The sequence below is a fragment of the Streptomyces sp. NP-1717 genome (genome assembly GCF_022695985.1).
Taxonomy (GTDB): Bacteria; Actinomycetota; Actinomycetes; order Streptomycetales; family Streptomycetaceae; genus Streptomyces.
On record NZ_JAAPBF010000024.1, the window covers coordinates 42,970 to 60,036 of the forward strand.

General features: G+C 70.6%; 13 protein-coding genes and 1 pseudogene. All 14 read right to left on the bottom strand.

The genetic code is table 11. From position 1 onward, the window contains the following. Nucleotides 1–47 precede the first annotated feature (47 nt). Nucleotides 48–1,559, bottom strand: coding sequence for a PH domain-containing protein (locus GXP76_RS08070; protein ID WP_242570745.1), 1,512 nt, complete (start codon nucleotides 1,557–1,559; stop codon nucleotides 48–50). Continuing rightward, on the bottom strand, nucleotides 1,556–2,053 hold the full coding sequence (locus tag GXP76_RS08075) for a PH domain-containing protein (RefSeq protein WP_242570746.1): 498 nt from the start codon (nucleotides 2,051–2,053) through the stop codon (nucleotides 1,556–1,558). Before GXP76_RS08075 ends, GXP76_RS08070 begins: the two co-directional genes overlap by 4 nt. Nucleotides 2,054–2,057: 4 nt before the next feature. Next, nucleotides 2,058–3,737 carry a glucose-6-phosphate isomerase gene (pgi, locus tag GXP76_RS08080; RefSeq protein WP_242570747.1) on the bottom strand — a complete coding sequence of 560 codons (1,680 nt, stop codon included), beginning with the start codon at nucleotides 3,735–3,737 and terminating at the stop codon, nucleotides 2,058–2,060. A gap of 68 nt (nucleotides 3,738–3,805) precedes the next feature. Then, nucleotides 3,806–5,047, bottom strand: a complete 1,242-nt coding sequence (locus tag GXP76_RS08085; protein ID WP_374360178.1) for an MFS transporter — start codon at nucleotides 5,045–5,047, stop codon at nucleotides 3,806–3,808. Nucleotides 5,048–5,182: 135 nt separating this feature from the next. Further along, nucleotides 5,183–5,518, bottom strand: coding sequence for an RNA polymerase-binding protein RbpA (locus tag GXP76_RS08090; RefSeq protein ID WP_078077905.1), 336 nt, complete (start codon nucleotides 5,516–5,518; stop codon nucleotides 5,183–5,185). 180 nt (nucleotides 5,519–5,698) lie between these two features. After that, the gene (gene secG / locus GXP76_RS08095; protein ID WP_063889525.1) at nucleotides 5,699–5,935 is read right to left on the bottom strand and encodes a preprotein translocase subunit SecG; all 237 of its coding nucleotides are present in this window, start codon (nucleotides 5,933–5,935) and stop codon (nucleotides 5,699–5,701) included. 155 nt (nucleotides 5,936–6,090) lie between these two features. Further along, nucleotides 6,091–6,891: a triose-phosphate isomerase gene (gene tpiA / locus GXP76_RS08100; RefSeq protein WP_242570748.1), complete on the bottom strand. Its 801-nt coding sequence runs from the start codon at nucleotides 6,889–6,891 to the stop codon at nucleotides 6,091–6,093. 7 nt (nucleotides 6,892–6,898) lie between these two features. Continuing rightward, entirely contained in the window at nucleotides 6,899–8,110 is a 1,212-nt protein-coding gene (pgk, locus tag GXP76_RS08105) for a phosphoglycerate kinase (RefSeq protein WP_242570749.1), read from the bottom strand. Nucleotides 8,111–8,268: 158 nt separating this feature from the next. Further along, nucleotides 8,269–9,273 (bottom strand): type I glyceraldehyde-3-phosphate dehydrogenase, encoded by a 1,005-nt coding sequence (gene gap / locus GXP76_RS08110; protein ID WP_242570750.1) that lies wholly within the window; start codon nucleotides 9,271–9,273, stop codon nucleotides 8,269–8,271. Nucleotides 9,274–9,579: 306 nt separating this feature from the next. After that, a pseudogene (locus tag GXP76_RS08115) lies at nucleotides 9,580–11,775 on the bottom strand (M14 family metallopeptidase); the annotation flags it as partial. Between the two features lie 187 nt (nucleotides 11,776–11,962). Beyond that, nucleotides 11,963–12,952 (bottom strand): DNA-binding protein WhiA, encoded by a 990-nt coding sequence (whiA, locus tag GXP76_RS08120; RefSeq protein ID WP_023542507.1) that lies wholly within the window; start codon nucleotides 12,950–12,952, stop codon nucleotides 11,963–11,965. Further along, the gene (gene yvcK / locus GXP76_RS08125; RefSeq protein WP_242570751.1) at nucleotides 12,943–13,977 is read right to left on the bottom strand and encodes a uridine diphosphate-N-acetylglucosamine-binding protein YvcK; all 1,035 of its coding nucleotides are present in this window, start codon (nucleotides 13,975–13,977) and stop codon (nucleotides 12,943–12,945) included. The genes whiA and yvcK overlap by 10 nt, the downstream gene beginning before the upstream one ends. Next, complete coding sequence (rapZ, locus tag GXP76_RS08130; RefSeq protein ID WP_374360171.1) at nucleotides 13,974–15,014, bottom strand: RNase adapter RapZ; 1,041 nt, start codon at nucleotides 15,012–15,014, stop codon at nucleotides 13,974–13,976. The genes yvcK and rapZ overlap by 4 nt, the downstream gene beginning before the upstream one ends. Beyond that, nucleotides 15,007–17,067: excinuclease ABC subunit UvrC (uvrC, locus tag GXP76_RS08135; RefSeq protein ID WP_242570752.1), on the bottom strand; the 2,061-nt coding region annotated here is incomplete at its 5' end. The genes rapZ and uvrC, both read right to left, overlap by 8 nt.

A 17,067-nucleotide genomic window follows, 5' to 3' on the forward strand; every position in this document is an offset into this window, starting at 1 on the left:
GGTCCGCCCGGCGATCGAGCGCACTCCCCCGGCGGCCGCGCCTTGCGTTACTTCTCCAGGAAGGGCTCCAGCAGCCCCGGCACCGCCTGTGCCGCGAACGCCAGCCCCTCGCCCTCCGCCGCGTCGTGCACGTCGTACGCCCCTTCTCCGGCGGCCGTCGTCGCCGTGAGCGTCAACAGCCCGGCGCGGCGCTGGAAGTACGACTGCTTGACCGTCCACCCGATGACACCGCCCCGCTGAAGCGCGACGGTGGAGCGGCGGACCGTACCCGAGCGGGCGACCAGATAATCACCGCTGAGGCCGTGACCGAGGTTGCGGTACGCGTCGAGCGCGAGCAGCACCGCGACCGGCAGCAGCACCGCGGCGCAGACGGCGGCGACGCTGAACAGCACATCGCTGACGACCGGGCCGAGAACCAGCAGGACCAGCACGGGCGTCAGCGCGGAGCCCACGGCCCGGCGCAGCCGTCTGCCGCGCGCGGCGAGCGGGTGCGGGGTCAGTCCGGGGGTACCGGTCGGGGACGACGTCTCGCGCAGGACCTGCGCGGCCACCTCGTCCGCGGCGGCCCTCGGCGCCGCCGGCAGCAGTGTCCTGAGGTCGGTGTGCTTGTCGTCGTCGTCCTGGGCGAGCCCCGTGGCGACGGCGTCGACCCGTGCGGCGCCGACCAGCCGCACGCCCAGCGGCTCGACCAGCTCAACTCCCCGCAGGCGGCGCTCCTCTATGGAGACGGACCGAGCGGTGAACAGGCCGCGGCGCACGCGCAGGGTGCCGCCGGGTTCGCGCTCCAGCCGGTAGTTCCACCACATCTCGACCCAGAGGCCGAGGGAGCCGACTATGCCCGCGAGGAGCGCCGCGACCACGAGAACCACGACCATCGTGAGGACGGAGGTGTCCCGGAACCGGTCGCCGATCCAGTCGAGCACCTCGTGCTGGACCCCGAACCACTCGCTGACCTGCATCACACCGCCCGCGGCCGCCCCGCCCAGCACGGGCGCGACGAAGGAGAGGGGCGCGTACCGGATCCAGCGGGGGTCGAGAACGGCCAGCATGCCGTCCCGGTGCGTTCCCTTGCCGGAGGGCGTGCGGTCCAGCAGTTCCGTACGGAGCCGCTCGCCCTCCGCGCGGGTGACGGGGTCGAGTTCCAGGGTGGATTCGCCGCCGGTGTGCTCCCCCGTACCGATCCGGACCTTCACCAGGCCGAGGATCCGCAGCAGGGGATTGGCCGTCAGGTCGACGCTCCTGATCCGTTCACGGCCCAGTGAGCGGCGTTTGACCAGGAACAGTCCGGTGTGGAGTTCGGCCCGGTCGGGGCCGATCCGGTAGCGGGTACGGCGCCAGCGGACGTAGTCGCCGCCCGTGCCGCAGACGATCAGCAGCAGGGCCGCGGGCAGCACCCAGGCGAGCGCGCGGCCCGCGCCCATACCGCCGGACAGACCGACGGCGGTGGGCACTCCCGCGCCCGTCGCGACGCCGGTCATGACGGCGGCGGTGACCAGCAGGGTGCGCCGGTCGAGCTTGCGCCACTCCTCGCCGGGCGCGGGGACGGCGGCCGTGCTCACGTCGCGTCCCCGGGCGTCGTCTGCGTGATGTGGGTCAGCCGCTCGGCCAGCTCGGCGGCCAGCTCATGGCCGAGCCCTTCGATCCGTACCGCTCCTTTGGAGGAGGCGGTGGTGACGATGACGGTCGAGAGCCTGAACAGCTGCTCCAGCGGCCCCCGTACGGTGTCCACGGTCTGGATCCGGGACATCGGCGCGATCCGCCACTCCTGCCGGAAGTAGCCGGTGCGGACGTAGACCGCTTCGTCCGTCACCTCCCAGCGGTGCACCCGGAACCACCACATCGGCATCAGCACCGCGCAGGCCAGACCGAGTACCGCCAGGACGGCGGCGGGCGCCAGCAGCCAGACGCGGGCCGGGGCTATGAGCGCGCCCAGCACCGCGAGGACGGCCACCGGCGCCAGGGTGAGCAGCAGCCACTGCGCCCGCCACCAGGTGACCGCCCGCTCGTTCAGCGTGTTGCGGGGCGGCCTGAGCCGCCGCTCCCCCTCCGTCATCGGCTCAACGCCCCCGCAGCGCCCGGTACTTCGCGACCAGCTCCGCCGTCGAGGCGTCCAGCGGCTTGTCGGCCGGGCTCTCGCGCCCGCCGTCGATCTGGGTGAGGATCGGCTCGATCTCCTTGGCCAGGACCTTGCCCAGCTCCACGCCCCACTGGTCGAAGGAGTCGATGTTCCACACCGCGCCCTGGACGAAGACCTTGTGCTCGTAGAGCGCGATGAGCTGGCCGAGTACGGAGGGGGTCAGCGACTCGGCGAGGATGGTGGTGGTCGGGTGGTTGCCCCGGAACGTCTTGTGCGGCACGAGGCCGGCGGGGACGCCCTCGGCCCGGACCTCTTCGGGTGTCCTGCCGAAGGCGAGCGCCTGCGTCTGGGCGAAGAAGTTGGCCATGAGCAGGTCGTGCTGGGCGATCAGCTGGTGCGGGAGGTCGTCGACGGGCCGGCCGAAGCCGATGAAGTCGGCGGGGATGACCTTCGTGCCCTGGTGGATCAACTGGTAGTACGCGTGCTGGCCGTTGGTGCCGGGGGTGCCCCAGACGACCGGTCCCGTCTGCCACTGCACCGGCTCGCCGTCGCGGTCCACGGACTTGCCGTTGGACTCCATGTCGAGCTGCTGGAGATACGCGGTGAACCGGGACAGGTAGTGGCTGTAGGGGAGGACGGCGTGCGACTGGGCGTCGAAGAACGCCCCGTACCAGACCCCCAACAGGCCAAGCAGAAGGGGTGCGTTGGACTCGGCGGGCGCGGTGCGGAAGTGCTCGTCCACGAGGTGGAAGCCGTCGAGCATCTCGCGGAAGCGGTCGGGTCCGATCGCGATCATCAGGGAGAGCCCGATGGCGGAGTCGAACGAGTACCTGCCGCCGACCCAGTCCCAGAACTCGAACATGTTGTCCGTGTCGATACCGAAGTCGTCGACCTTCTCACCGTTCGTGGACAGCGCCACGAAGTGTTTGGCCACCGCGCCCTGGTCGGTCTTCAGCTCGGTCAGCAGCCAGTTGCGGGCAGAGGTGGCGTTGGTGATGGTCTCGATGGTGGTGAAGGTCTTGGACGCGATGACGAACAGCGTTTCGGCGGCGTCCAGATCGCGTACGGCCTCGTGCAGGTCGGCGCCGTCGACGTTGGACACGAAACGGACCGTCAGTTCGCGGTCGGTGAAGGACCTCAGGGCCTCGTAGGCCATCGCGGGGCCGAGGTCCGAGCCGCCGATGCCGATGTTGACGACGTTACGGATGGGCCGGCCCGTGTGGCCGAGCCATTCACCCGCCCTGACCTTGTCGGCGAAGGCGGCCATCTTGTCGAGGACGGCGTGCACCGCGGGCACGACGTTCTCGCCGTCGACCTCGACGACCGCGTCGCGCGGGGCGCGCAGCGCGGTGTGCAGCACCGCCCGGTCCTCGGTGGTGTTGATCTTCTCGCCGCGGAACATCGCGTCCCGCAGCTCGGCGACGCCGGTGGCCGCCGCCAGTTCACGCAGGCGCGTGAGCGTCTCGTCCGTCACCAGATGCTTGGAGTAGTCCAGGTAGAGGTCACCGACCTGGAGGGTGTAGCCGGTGCCGCGCGCCGGGTCCTCGGCGAACAGCTCCCGCAGTGTCGTCTCCCCCAGCTGCTCACGATGCTCGGCCAGCGCGCTCCACTGGGGCATCCGGTTGAGCCTGACGCGGCCTTCTGCCTTGTTCTCGGACATCTTGCTTCAGCCCACTTCTTCTCGTACGTGACTGCCTGCGGAGTGCGGTGCCCAGCTGCCCTCCCAACCTAATTGATCAGAGCGCCGAGCGACGCGACGGCGAGCGTGAACGTACCGGCCGCGAGCAGCGCGGGCGTGTTGAGCCCCCAGGCTCCCGCGGCCAGCCCGCCGAGGAGCGCGCCGAGCGGTGCCCCGGCGACGGCGAGTGTACGGAAGGCGGAGCTGATCCGGCCCAGCATCTCGGCGGGGGCGCGCTCCTGGACCAGCGTCGCCTGGTTCACGTTCCAGACCATGCTCATGACCCCGAACACCGCCATGGCGGCGACGGCCGCCCACAGTTCACGGACGGTCCCGAGCGCCACCAGTGCGCAGGTCTGCACAATTCCGGCGGCGAGGATGCTCCGTATCCGCCCGATCCGGACCGCGAGCCGCGGGGCGACCAGGCCCCCGGCGACGGCGGCGACGCTGAACGCGGTGATGGCCGCCGCGAAGCCGCTGTTGCCGGCGTCCAGCCAGCCGGTGACGTGCAGGACCAGGGTCGCGATCAGGGCGCCCATACCGACGTTCGTCAGGGCTGTCGCCACGGACAGGCCGCGCAGCGCGCTGTCCCCCCACAGGGCGCGCATCCCCTCGGCCATCTCGGCGCGCAGGGTGCTGCCCGCGGACTTCGGGGGCCCGGCCGGTGCTTCGGTGCGCAGTGAGGCGATGAGCAGCGCGCCGACGACATAGGTGGCGGCGTTGACCGCGAACGGCGCCGAGGCGCCGAGGATCAGGAGCGCGGGCACCAGCGGCGCCGCCAGGAAGCCGCTCGCGACCTGCTGGCCGGTCATGAGGCGGGCGTTGGCCCCGGCCAGCGCGTCGCGGGGGACCACGGCGGGCAGCAGGGCCGTGGCCGCGTTGTCGAAGAGTGTCTGGAACGTGGTCAGCAGGAAGGCGAGCACGAGCAGCAGCGCGATCGTGCCGTGGCCCAGCGCGACGGCGAGGGCGAAGCCCGCCATCAGCACACCGCGCACCACGTCGACGGCCCACATCGCGCGCCGCTGGTCGACCCGGTCGGCGACGGCGCCGCCGAGCAGTCCGAAGAGCAGCCAGGGCAGATAGCCGCAGGCGGTCACGGAGGCGATGAGCAGCGGATCGTCGGTCAACGAGGCGGCGAGCAGCGGGAGTGCGGCGGTGCGCAGCGAGTCACCGAACCGGGAGACGACGGCGGCGCCCCACAGCCGCCCGAACCCGCCGCGCCACGCGGGCACCCGCGCCCGCGCCGGGGTCTCCTCGGCCGGCGCCCCCTCCTCGGTGGCCGGCCCGCTCACCGCCGCCGCTTCGTCCGTCGTCACAACTCTCCCTTTCGGTCATCCTGTTCGGACCGTAGGGGATGCCACTGACAATGGGCCGTCCGCGAAAGCGGCTCCGGCCGGACACCTTCGGGTGTCCGGCCGGATCAATGTTCAGATTTCGCCCCGCAGTTTGGCGAGGGCTTCGGCGAGGATCGCCTCGCCGTCCGCGTCGCTGCGCCGTTCTCGTACGTAGGCGAGATGTGTCTTGTACGGCTCGGTGCGCGGTGGGTCCGGCGGATTGTCCCGGTCCTGGCCGGCCGGGAATCCGCACCGTGGGCAGTCCCACGTGTCCGGAACCTGCGCGTCGCTGGCGAAGCTCGGCACCGTCTCGTGCCCGTTGGAGCACCAGAAGGAGATGCGCAGGCGTGGCGCGGACTCGCCACGCTCGGCCTCGCCCATCGGCCCCGCTCCGACCCGGCTTCCCCGGATCGCGTTGCCACTTGCCACGGTCGTAACTCCCTGCGTGAATGGTGCCGCAAGCATCAAGCGTCGAGAGGCAGCTCCGCTGTCGAGCGCCCCAGTCTACGTATGGCCCAACGCGCGTCCAGTGAGTGGAGTTACACCCCCACCGCCGGGACGCAGGGCCTCATGATAGGCCGCGCCCCCGGCGCCGTACCGTACGACGGGTCAGTTGTCCAGCTTCATCAGCAGACCGAGCACGACAATGCAGGCGAACCATCCCATACCGACCACGATGGTGATGCGGTCGAGGTTGCGCTCGGCGACCGAGGAACCACCGACGGACGACTGCATACCGCCACCGAACATGTCGGAGAGACCGCCGCCCTTCCCCTTGTGCATCAGCACCAGCAGCATCAGCAGCAGGCTGAAGACGATCAGGGCGATCGAGAACCCCATAATCACGGCTGGACCCTACTTTCCGGAATTCTCTCGAAATGAATGTGATTCGGTATTGAACCGAATTGAACAGGACCGTAATGGACAACGGGGGCCGGCGGCATGTGTGAGATGCCGACTCGGCCCCCGTCAGGGTACGACGGATCCGCGCCGTCGCATACTTACTGGTCGCGGAACCTGACGATCTTGACGAACTCCTCGGCGTCCAGCGCCGCACCGCCGACAAGGGCGCCGTCCACATCGGGCTGCGCCATGATCGCGGCGACATTCCCGGACTTCACCGAGCCGCCGTACTGAATGCGCACCTGGTCGGCCACCTCCTGGGAGTACAGCTCCGCGAGCCGGGCGCGGATCGCTCCGCACACCTCCTGCGCGTCCTCGGGGGTGGCGACCTCGCCGGTGCCGATGGCCCACACCGGCTCGTACGCGATCACGACGGACTCGGCCTGGTCTGCCGGGACGTCCTTGAGGCCGCCGTCGAGCTGCGCGAGCGTGTACGGGACCTGCTCGCCGGCCTTGCGGACGTCCAGGCCCTCGCCGACACACAGGATCGGGGTCAGCCCGTGCTTGTACGCGGCGCGCACCTTCTCGTTGCACTGCGCGTCGGTCTCGGCGTGGTACTGGCGGCGCTCGCTGTGACCGACGGCCACGTACGTGCACTTCAGCTTGGCCAGCATCGGCCCGGAGACCTCGCCGGTGTACGCGCCGGAGTCGTGCGAGGAGATGTCCTGGGCGCCGTACTTGATCTTGAGCTTGTCGCCGTCGACCAGCGTCTGTACGGAGCGCAGATCGGTGAACGGCACCAGGACGGCCGTCTCGACCGCGTCGTGGTCCTTGTCACTCAGGGCGAAGGCGAGCTTCTGGACGTGCGCGATGGCCTCGAGGTGGTTGAGGTTCATCTTCCAGTTGCCCGCCATCAGCGGGGTACGGGCGTTCTTCTCGGTCGGGGTTGCAGCTGCCATCAGTAGGTCAGTCCTCCAGTGCGGCGAGGCCGGGAAGCGTCTTGCCTTCGAGGTATTCGAGGCTCGCGCCGCCACCGGTCGAAATGTGGCCGAATGCGTTTTCGTCGAATCCGAGGATCCGGACGGCGGCGGCGGAGTCGCCGCCACCGACGACCGTGAAGGCGTCGGAGTCGATCAGGGCCTGGGCGACGGCCCGGGTGCCCTCGGCGTAGTCGGGGTGCTCGAAGACACCCATGGGGCCGTTCCAGAAGACGGTCGCCGCGTCGGCGAGCTTGGACGCGTACAGCCGGTTGGTCTCCGGGCCGTTGTCCAGGCCCATCGCGTCCGCCGGGATGGCGTCGACGGTGACCGTCTCCGGGTTGGCCGGCGCCTTCGTCTTGAGGTCCGGGAAGGAGGGCGCGACGAGTACGTCGACCGGCAGGACGAACTCCACGCCCCGCTCGCCGGCGCGCTTCAGATACTCCTGGACCGCCGGGATCTGGTCCTCCTGGAGCAGCGAGGCACCGACCTCGTGGCCCTGGGCCTTGAGGAAGGTGTACGCCATGCCGCCGCCGATCAGGATGCGGTCGGCCTTCTCCAGGAGGTGGTCGATGACCCCGAGCTTGTCGGAGACCTTGGCGCCGCCGAGGACGACCGCGTACGGCCGCTTCACGTCCTCGGTGAGCTTCTTGAGCACGCCGACCTCGGTGGCGATCAGACCGCCCGCCGCGTGCGGCAGCCGGGCGGGCAGGTCGAAGACCGAGGCGTGCTTGCGGTGGACGGCGCCGAAGCCGTCGCCGACGTACAGGTCGGCGAGTCCGGCGAGCCGGTCGGCGAAGGTACCGCGCTCGGCGTCGTCCTTCGACGTCTCACCGGCGTTGAAGCGCAGGTTCTCGATGACGGCGACCTGTCCGTCACCGAGCCCGGCGACGACGGCCTTCGCCGAGTCGCCCACGGTGTCGGTCGCGAACGCGACGTCGGCGCCGAGGAGTTCACCCAGCCGAGCGGCGGCGGGGGCCAACGAGAAGGCGGGGTCGGGCGCGCCCTTCGGGCGGCCGAGGTGGGACGCCACGATCACGCGGGCGCCGGCCTCGGCGAGTCTGGCGACGGTCGGCAGCACGGCGCGGATCCGGCCGTCGTCGGTGATGGTGGTGCCGTCGAGCGGCACGTTGAGGTCGGCCCGGACGAAGACGCGCTTGCCGGCGACCCCTTCGTCGAGAAGTTCGTCGATCGTCTTCATGTATCAGTGACTCCTTGAGAGCGGCTCCACGTCCCGCGACGCGGCGAGCACACAGCAGGGCGAGCACACACGGCACACAGACGACAGGGCCCGGTCAGCGCCACGTCGCGCCGCACGAGCCCTGTCGTTCACATCGGGAGTTGTCTACCGGACCGGCGTCAGAGCTGACCGCCGACGAAGGTGGTCAGGTCGACCAGCCGGTTGGAGTAGCCCCACTCGTTGTCGTACCAGCCGATGACCTTCACGCTCTTGCCCTGGACCATGGTCAGGGAGGAGTCGAAGGTGCAGGACGCCGGCCAGTTGACGATGTCCGAGGAGACGATCGGGTCCTCGGTGTACTCCAGGAGGCCCTTGAGCTGGCCCTCGGCGGCCTTCTGGAACGCGGCGTTGACCTCGTCCCGGGTCACCTCGCGCTCCAGCTCGACGACCAGGTCGGTGACGGAGCCCGTCGGCACCGGGACGCGCATCGCGATGCCGTCGAGCTTGCCCTCGAGCTCCGGGATCACCAGGGCGGTCGCCTTGGCGGCACCCGTGGTGGTCGGAATGATGTTCTCGGCGGCGGCACGGGCGCGGCGCAGGTCCTTGTGCGGGAAGTCCAGGATGCGCTGGTCGTTGGTGTACGCGTGGACCGTCGTCATCAGGCCCTTGACGATGCCGAAGTTCTCCAGGAGGACCTTGGCCATCGGCGCCACACAGTTGGTGGTGCAGGAGGCGTTGGAGATGACGTGGTGGCTGGCCGCGTCGTACTTGTCCTGGTTGACGCCCATCACGATGGTGATGTCCTCGTCCTTGGCCGGAGCCGAGATGAGGACCTTCTTGGCGCCGCCCGCGAGGTGCTTCTCGGCGTCGGCCTTCTTGGTGAAGATGCCGGTCGACTCGACGACGATGTCGACGCCCAGCTCACCCCAGGGGATGTCGGCCGGGTTGCGCTCGGAGAGCACCTTGAACGTCTTGCCGTCGACCGTGATCGTGTCGGCGGTGTGGCTCACCTCTGCCTTGAGGCGACCCATGATCGTGTCGTACTTCAGCAGATGAGCGGTGGTCGCGGTGTCACCCAGGTCGTTGACAGCCACGATCTCGATGTCGGCACCCTGCTCCAGCAGCGCGCGGAAGTAGCTGCGACCGATGCGGCCAAAGCCGTTGATGCCTACGCGGATCGTCACGAACCGATCTCCTCGTTGGTACGCCGGGTTTCGACGCCGGCGAGTGCGTATGGGATGTCCCCGACCACTTATGACCCTACCTCCCCCCGGACTCCTCGGTGACATCGACCGGGGCGGTACGCGACGGCGCCGCCCCGTACCGCCCGGTAGGGGTACGGGGCGGCGCCGCCGGGGTCAGCCGCGCAGGGCCCGCAGCGCCTTGCCGAGCAGCGCCGCGCGCCGCTCGGCGTCCGTGATCTGCTCCAGCCCGAAGCCGAGCAGGACGGTGTCCTTCGTGGTGACGGCCGCCGCGCCGGTCCCGGTGTCGTACGTCCCCGCCGCCGCGCTGGTGAAGCGCGGGAAGAGGTCCGGGGCGAGGACGGAGGAGGTGACGGTGTACGTACCGGCCTGGTCGAGCGGGTTTCCGGGCGCCGCGCCGAGCGGTCCCGACGTTCCCAGGAGGGCGCCCGCCCCGGTGAAGGCGGTGGCGCCGGCCGTGGAGGTCCGCCCGTACGCGCCGAGGTAGTACTGGCTGAAGTCGTTCGTACGGGTACGGCCGACCTGCGCGTTGCCGCCCGCCTGTTCGCCCGCCTCGATCAGCTTTCCGCCCTCGTTGAGGTAGTCGCGGACGGCCAGCTGGGTGTCACCGCCCGGGGCGACGGCGCCGGTGTGGTGGACGACGGTGGAGAAGTGGTTCAGGACGCCGAGGTGGTGCGGTGCGCCCTGTGCGGCGACGTCCCAGACGGCGGCGTCGCGGCCGTTGGCCCGCAGCGCGTCGACGTAGGCCTGCGCGTGCTGCGCGGGCGCGCCCTCCTCGGCGACGACGAGGGTGTCGGCCCGGGGGCGCTCGGCGACGGTGTAGGTGAAGCGGTCACTGGTGGTGGGCTTGCCGCCGCGGGTACGGCCGGTGAACCAGACCTCGACGCGGTCGCCCGGGTCGGCGTCCTCCACCTCGGCGCGGTACTCGTCGAAGTGGAGGTTGTCCTCGCCGCCGTAGGTCTCGCCGCCCTTCCAGGCGCGGAGCTTCTCGTCGTGCGTCCGGCCGCCGTTGACGCGGTAGTTCAGCTCCTTGTCCCGTACCGACTTGCGCGCTGTGACGGCGACTTCCTGGTCGGCGCCGCGCGCGTAGGAGGTGGTGAAGGTGTCGGGGGTGAAGTCGGGGGCGCTCAGTCCGACCGGGGACGACGGCTGGTCGGGGTGGGCGGCGGTCTCTGCGACGGAGAGCGCGAAGGGGATGTTCTTGGCGAACTCCGCCTGGATCAGCTTCTCGTCGTCGGGGAAGTTGAAGCCGGACCGGCAGTCGTCCGCCTCCCAGGCGTCGCCGGGGATGCTGTCGGACACCGTCTCGCAGGTGGTCATCTCCGGGGTGAACATCATGATCCCGTTGACGTTGGCGCCGTGTCCGTCGGCCTCGCCGTTGGTGGTGTACAGCTCGGAGGAGACCTGCGGGTAGTAGCCGGGGACCGCGGAGTTCTCGGGGGTGCCGGCGAGCGACCGGTAGAGGATGTCGTCGGGCGTCGGGGTGGCGACCTGCCAGCCCACACCGTAGAGGATCAGTTCGGCGGCGGAGTGGTAGTTGATGCCGTAGTCGAACTTGACGCGCTTCTGGAGGCTGTCGATCGCACGGGTCTCGGGCTCGGAGCCGGGCGAGGCGCCCCGGTAGGTCTCACCGGTGGACTGCGGGGACGAACCCTCGTTGTCGTAGCCCCACTTGTAGGTGAAGTTCCGGTTGAGGTCGATGCCGTCGCCGCGGGCGATGACGCCGTCGCCGTTGACGTCGCGGAGGTTCTTGCGCCACAGGCGGTTGGCGTCGGCGGCGTGGGTGAAGTCGTAGCCGTCGGGGTTGGCCGACAGGACGAACCACAGCTCGGTGGAGTCGACGATCTTCGTGATCCGCCGGTCCTCGCCGTAGTTGTCGAGGTAGTGGTGCATCAGCCGCCGCGTCATCTCGGGAGTGATCCACTCCCTGGCGTGCTGGTTGGACATGTAGAGCACGGAGGGCTTGGCGCCGTCCTTGCTCCTGGCCGCGCCCTTGGTGAGCTTGAGCGCGAGGATGTCCTTGCCCTGGACCGTCTTGCCTATGGAGACGACCTTGGTGAGTCCGGGGTGGGCCGCGGCGGTCTCCCGGATCTCCTCCTGGAGGTTGCCGGGACCGCTGTACGGGCGGTAGACACCGTCCCCGGCCGCCTTGAGCCGGGATTTCGCCTGCGGGGAGACCGTCCGCTCGGTGAGCTCGACGCCCTGGGACCCGAGATCGCGCGCCTGGTCACCGGTGAGGAACAGCTGGACCTTCGCCCTGCCGCCGGGCGGGACGGATTCGCCGAGTTCGTGGGCGTCCTGGCCGGCCGCGAGGAGCAGGGGCACCTGCTCGGCGGTGACCCGGGCGTCGAAGACCTTCAGGGTGTCCGCGGCCGAGGCCGGGGACCTTTCGGCGGCGGTCCCGGCCTGGGCGCCGGGTGCCACCGTCATTCCGCTCAGCAACAGTGCGCCCGCCGCGAGTACCGCTCTCGCTCCGCGTCTCATGTGCCCCCCTCGCCGTGGTCCGTCACAGGCGTGACGGAACGCCGTCAGAGTCGCCAACCCGCATGATCATGTCAAGAGTGCGTCGAGGGCATGAGAAATGCCGCTGTCGGCCCCCGTGGGGTACCGGCAGCGGCACATCGGCGTACCGCGTCCGAGCGCGGCGCACGCTCCCTACGAAGGAGCCCGGTCAGCCGACGAGGCCGTCCGCCATCTCCTCCGACAGCGTCGACTCGGTCCCCGGAATGCCCAGGTCCTGCGCCTTCTTGTCCGCCATGGCCAGCAGCCGACGGATCCGTCCCGCCACCGCGTCCTTGGTGAGCGCCGGATCGGCGAGCGCGCCCAGCTCCTCCAGCGACGCCTGCTTGTGCTCCATCCGCAGACGGCCGGCGGCCGCGAGGTGCTCCGGCACCTCCTCGCCCAGGATCTCCAGCGCCCGCTGCACCCGGGCCCCGGCCGCCACGGCCGCGCGGGCCGAGCGGCGCAGGTTGGCGTCGTCGAAGTTGGCGAGCCGGTTGGCCGTCGCGCGGACCTCGCGGCGCATCCGCCGCTCCTCCCACGCCAGCACCGACTCGTGCGCGCCGAGCCGCGTCAGCAGCGCCCCGATCGCGTCCCCGTCCCGTACGACGACCCGGTCCACACCGCGCACCTCGCGCGCCTTGGACGGGATCTGGAGCCTGCGGGCCGCTCCGACGAGCGCGAGGGCCGCCTCCGGACCCGGGCAGGTCACCTCCAGCGAGGAGGAGCGCCCCGGCTCGGTGAGCGAGCCGTGCGCGAGGAACGCGCCCCGCCAGGCCGCCTCGGCGTCGCAGGTCGCGCCGGAGACCACCTGGGGAGGCAGTCCGCGGATCGGACGGCCGCGGCCGTCGACCAGACCGGTCTGACGGGCGAGCTGGTCACCGCCGGTGATCACCCGGACGACGTAGCGGCTGCCGCGGCGGAGCCCGCCGGGGGCCATCACCACGAGTTCCGAGTTGTGCCCGAAGATCTCCAGGATGTCCTTGCGGAGCCGGCGCGCGGCGATGCTGGTGTCCAGCTCCGCCTCGATCACAATGCGTCCGCTCACGAGGTGCAGACCACCCGCGAACCGGAGGATCGCCGAGACTTCAGCCTTCCTGCAGCACGTACGGGTGACGGGGAGCCGGGCGATCTCGTCCTTCACCGCTGCCGTCATCGCCATGGGCCGATCCTTCCATGCATCCGAAAAATACGGTCGTACGCGGCGGCCAACAGCTCCGGGTCGTGCTTCGGAACCCCGTCCGGCCGGGCCACGGGAGCCAGCTCGACCGCGGCACCGAGCCGCTTCGCGGCATCGGAGAGTGATTCGCTGTCGGGCACGGCGGCCTCGTCGGCAAGCACCACGTCCAGGGCGAGTTTAGGGGCGTGTCGTCCCAAAACCTCCAAATGACGCTGCGGTGAGAAGCCATCGGTTTCACCGGGTTGCGGCGCGAGGTTCAGTGACAGGACCCGGCGGGCCTTCGTCTCGACGAGCGCGTCGAGCAGTTCGGGCACGAGCAGATGGGGGATCACGGAGGAGAACCAGGAGCCCGGGCCGAGCACCACCCAGTCGGCGTCGAGGACGGCGGCGACGGCTTCGGGGACCGCCGGCGGGTCGTTCGGCACGAGATGCACGGACTGCACCTCGCCGCGGGTCAGGGCGACCGTGGCCTGTCCCCGTACGGTCTCTATGTCGTCCGGGCGCGCCGGATCGTGCCCCCGTACGAGCGCCTGGAGCTCCAGCGGCACCGCCGACATCGGCAGCACCCTGCCGTGGGCGCCGAGGAGCTTGCCGACCAGGTCCAGGGCCAGGACGTGGTCGCCGAGCTGTTCCCAGAGGGCGACGATCAGCAGATTGCCCACGGCGTGCTCGTGCAGGTCGCCCTTGGACTGGAAGCGGTGCTGGATGACCCGGGCCCAGGTCTGGCCCCAGTCGTCGTCGCCGCACAGCGCGGCCAGCGCCTTGCGCAGATCACCGGGGGGCAGCACGCCCAGCTCCTCGCGGAGCCGCCCGCTGGAGCCGCCGTCGTCGGCGACCGTGACGACCGCCGTGAGGTCGCCGGTGATCCGGCGCAGCGCCGTCAGGGACGCGGACAGCCCCATGCCGCCGCCGAGCGCGACGACCTTGGGCTGGGCACCACGCCCACGCCCGGCCGCCGCCGGTGCGGCCCTGCGCAGCCGACGCAGCCGGAAGTTGCGTCCGGTCACTCGCGCCCCATGTCCCGGTGGACGACCACGGTCTCCATCCCCTCGGCGGCCAGCCGGGCGCCGAGCTTCTCCGACATGGCGACCGAGCGGTGCTTGCCGCCGGTGCAGCCGACGGCGACGGTCACATAGCGCTTTCCCTCGCGGCGGTAGCCGGTGGCGATCAGCTCCAGCAGCTCCGTGTAGCGGTCGAGGAACTCCTTGGCGCCCGGCTGGTTGAAGACGTAGCCGGACACCTCCTCGTTGAGGCCGGTGAAGGGGCGCAGCTCGGGGACCCAGTGCGGGTTGGGCAGGAAGCGGCAGTCGACCACGAGGTCGGCGTCGACCGGCAGGCCGTACTTGTAGCCGAACGACATGACGGTGGCCCGCAGCTCCGGCTCCTCGTCGCCGGCGAACTGGGCGTCCATCTTGGCGCGCAGCTCGTGGACGTTGAGGCTGGAGGTGTCGATCACCAGGTCGGCGTCGCCGCGCAGCTCGCGCAGCAGGTCGCGCTCGGCCTCGATGCCGTCGACGATCCGGCCGTCGCCCTGGAGGGGGTGCGGACGGCGTACGGACTCGAAGCGGCGGACCAGGGCCTCGTCGGAGGACTCCAGGAAGACGATCCGCCGGGTCACCTGCTTGGCGTCGAGATCGGCCAGCGACTCCCGGAGGTTGTCGAAGAAGCGGCGGCCCCGGACGTCGACGACCACGGCGATCCGCGCCACGTTGCCCTGCGAGCGGGCGCCGAGCTCCACCATCGTGGGGATCAGCGCGGGTGGCAGGTTGTCCACGACGAACCAGCCGAGGTCCTCCAGGCACTTGGCGGCGGTGCTGCGGCCCGCTCCCGACATGCCGGAGATGATCACCAGCTCGGGGATGGCGGTCTCGGGGGCGGTCCCTTCGGGGACGGCCGGGCCGCCCGCCGTGCCGCTGCCCCCGGCGGGCTCCCCCGCGGTCGCCCCGGTGGTCTCCCCGCCGGTCCTCTCGGCCGCCACCTCCGCGGCCTCCTTGGGCTCACCCGTACTCACGTCTGCCACTCCGTCCCGGTCTCGCTCAGTCATGCGTGCTGCCCCCGTCGTCTTCCATGATCTCTCCTGTCGCCGTGTTCACAGCGGGCGCGGCGGGTGCCGCCTGCGCGAGGGCCACGGCCACGGACTCGGCCGTCTTGCGGCCGAGCCCCGGCACCTCACAGATCTGCTCGATTGTGGCCTGCCGGAGCTTCTTCACCGAGCCGAAATGCTTGATGAGGGCCTGCTTCCGGGTCTCGCCGAGGCCGGGGACGTCGTCCAGGGGGCTGGTCCGGATGCGTTTGGCCCGTTTGGCGCGCTGATAGGCGATGGCGAAGCGGTGGGCCTCGTCGCGTACGCGCTGGAGGAGGTACAGGCCCTCGCTGGAGCGGGGCAGCACCACGGGGTCGTCGTCACCGGGCACCCAGACCTCTTCGAGGCGCTTGGCGAGGCCGCAGACGGCGACGTCGTCGATGCCCAGCTCGTCCATGGCTCGCTTGGCGGCGGCGACCTGGGGCTGTCCGCCGTCGACGACGACCAGCTGGGGCGGGTAGGCGAAGCGCCTGGGCCTGCCGTCGTCGTCCTTCAGGGACGGTCCGGAGTGGCCGTTGCGGCCGTTGTCTTCGGCCTCCCCGTTCCCGGCGGGCAGGTTCGTGTCCTCGTCGGCGGGGCCCTCTTCCTCCGCCGTCCACTCCCCCGTCCGCTCCTTCTCGGCGAGGTAGCGCTTGAAGCGCCGGCCGATCACCTCGTGCATGGAGCGGACGTCGTCCTGGCCCTCGAAGCCCTTGATCTGGAAGCGGCGGTACTCGCCCTTGCGGGCGAGGCCGTCCTCGAAGACGACCATCGAGGCGACGACGTCGTCACCCTGGAGGTGCGAGATGTCGAAGCACTCGATACGCAGCGGCACACTGTCCAGCCCGAGCGCCCCGGCGATCTCCTCCAGGGCCCGGGAGCGCGTCGTGAGGTCGCTCGCCCGCTTCGTCTTGTGCAGGACGAGGGACTGCTGGGCGTTGCGCCCCACCGTCGCCATCAGGTCCTTCTTGTCACCGCGCTGCGGGATGCGCAGCGACACCTGCGAGCCCCTGCGCTCGCTCAGCCACTGGCCGAGCGCTTCTGCCGCCAGCGGATCCTCCGGGAGGGCCGGGACGAGCACCTCCTTGGGAACGGAGTCGCCGATCTCCTCCCCATACAGCTGCTGGAGCGCGTGCTCGACGAGGCCCGCCGTGTCGACCGCCTCGACCCTGTCGGTGACCCAGCCGCGCTGGCCGCGGACCCGTCCGCCGCGGACGTGAAAGATCTGCACGGCCGCCTCCAGTTCGTCCTCGGCGACGGCGATCAGATCGGCGTCGGTCGCGTCCGCGAGGACGACGGCGCTCTTCTCCATCGCCCGGCGCAGCGCCCCTATGTCGTCGCGCAGCCGGCCCGCCTTCTCGTACTCCATGTCCTCGGCGGCGATCGCCATCCGCTGCTCCAGCCGGCGGATGTAGGCGCCGGTGCGGCCGGCCATGAAGTCACAGAACTCCTCGGCCAGTTGGCGGTGCTCGTCCGGGGTGACACGGCCGACGCAGGGCGCCGAGCACTTGCCGATGTAGCCGAGGAGGCAGGGGCGTCCGGTGCGCTCCGCGTTCTTGAACACCCCGGCGGAGCAGGTCCGTACGGGAAAGACCCGCAGCATCAGGTCGACGGTCTCGCGGATGGCCCAGGCATGGCCGTAGGGGCCGAAGTAGCGCACGCCCTTCTTCTTGGCACCGCGCATCACCTGCACGCGCGGGAACTCCTCGTTCAGCGTGACCGCGAGATACGGATAGCTCTTGTCGTCGCGGTACTTGACGTTGAACCGGGGGTCGTACTCCTTGATCCACGAGTACTCCAGCTGGAGCGCCTCGACCTCGGTGGAGACGACGGTCCACTCGACGGACGCCGCCGTGGTGACCATCGTGCGGGTGCGCGGGTGGAGATTCGCGAGGTCCTGGAAGTAGCTGGAGAGCCGGGGGCGCAGGCTCTTGGCCTTCCCGACGTAGATCACCCGGCGGTGATCGTCGCGGAATTTGTAGACCCCCGGGGAGTCGGGGATCTGTCCCGGCTTGGGGCGGTAGCTGGAGGGGTC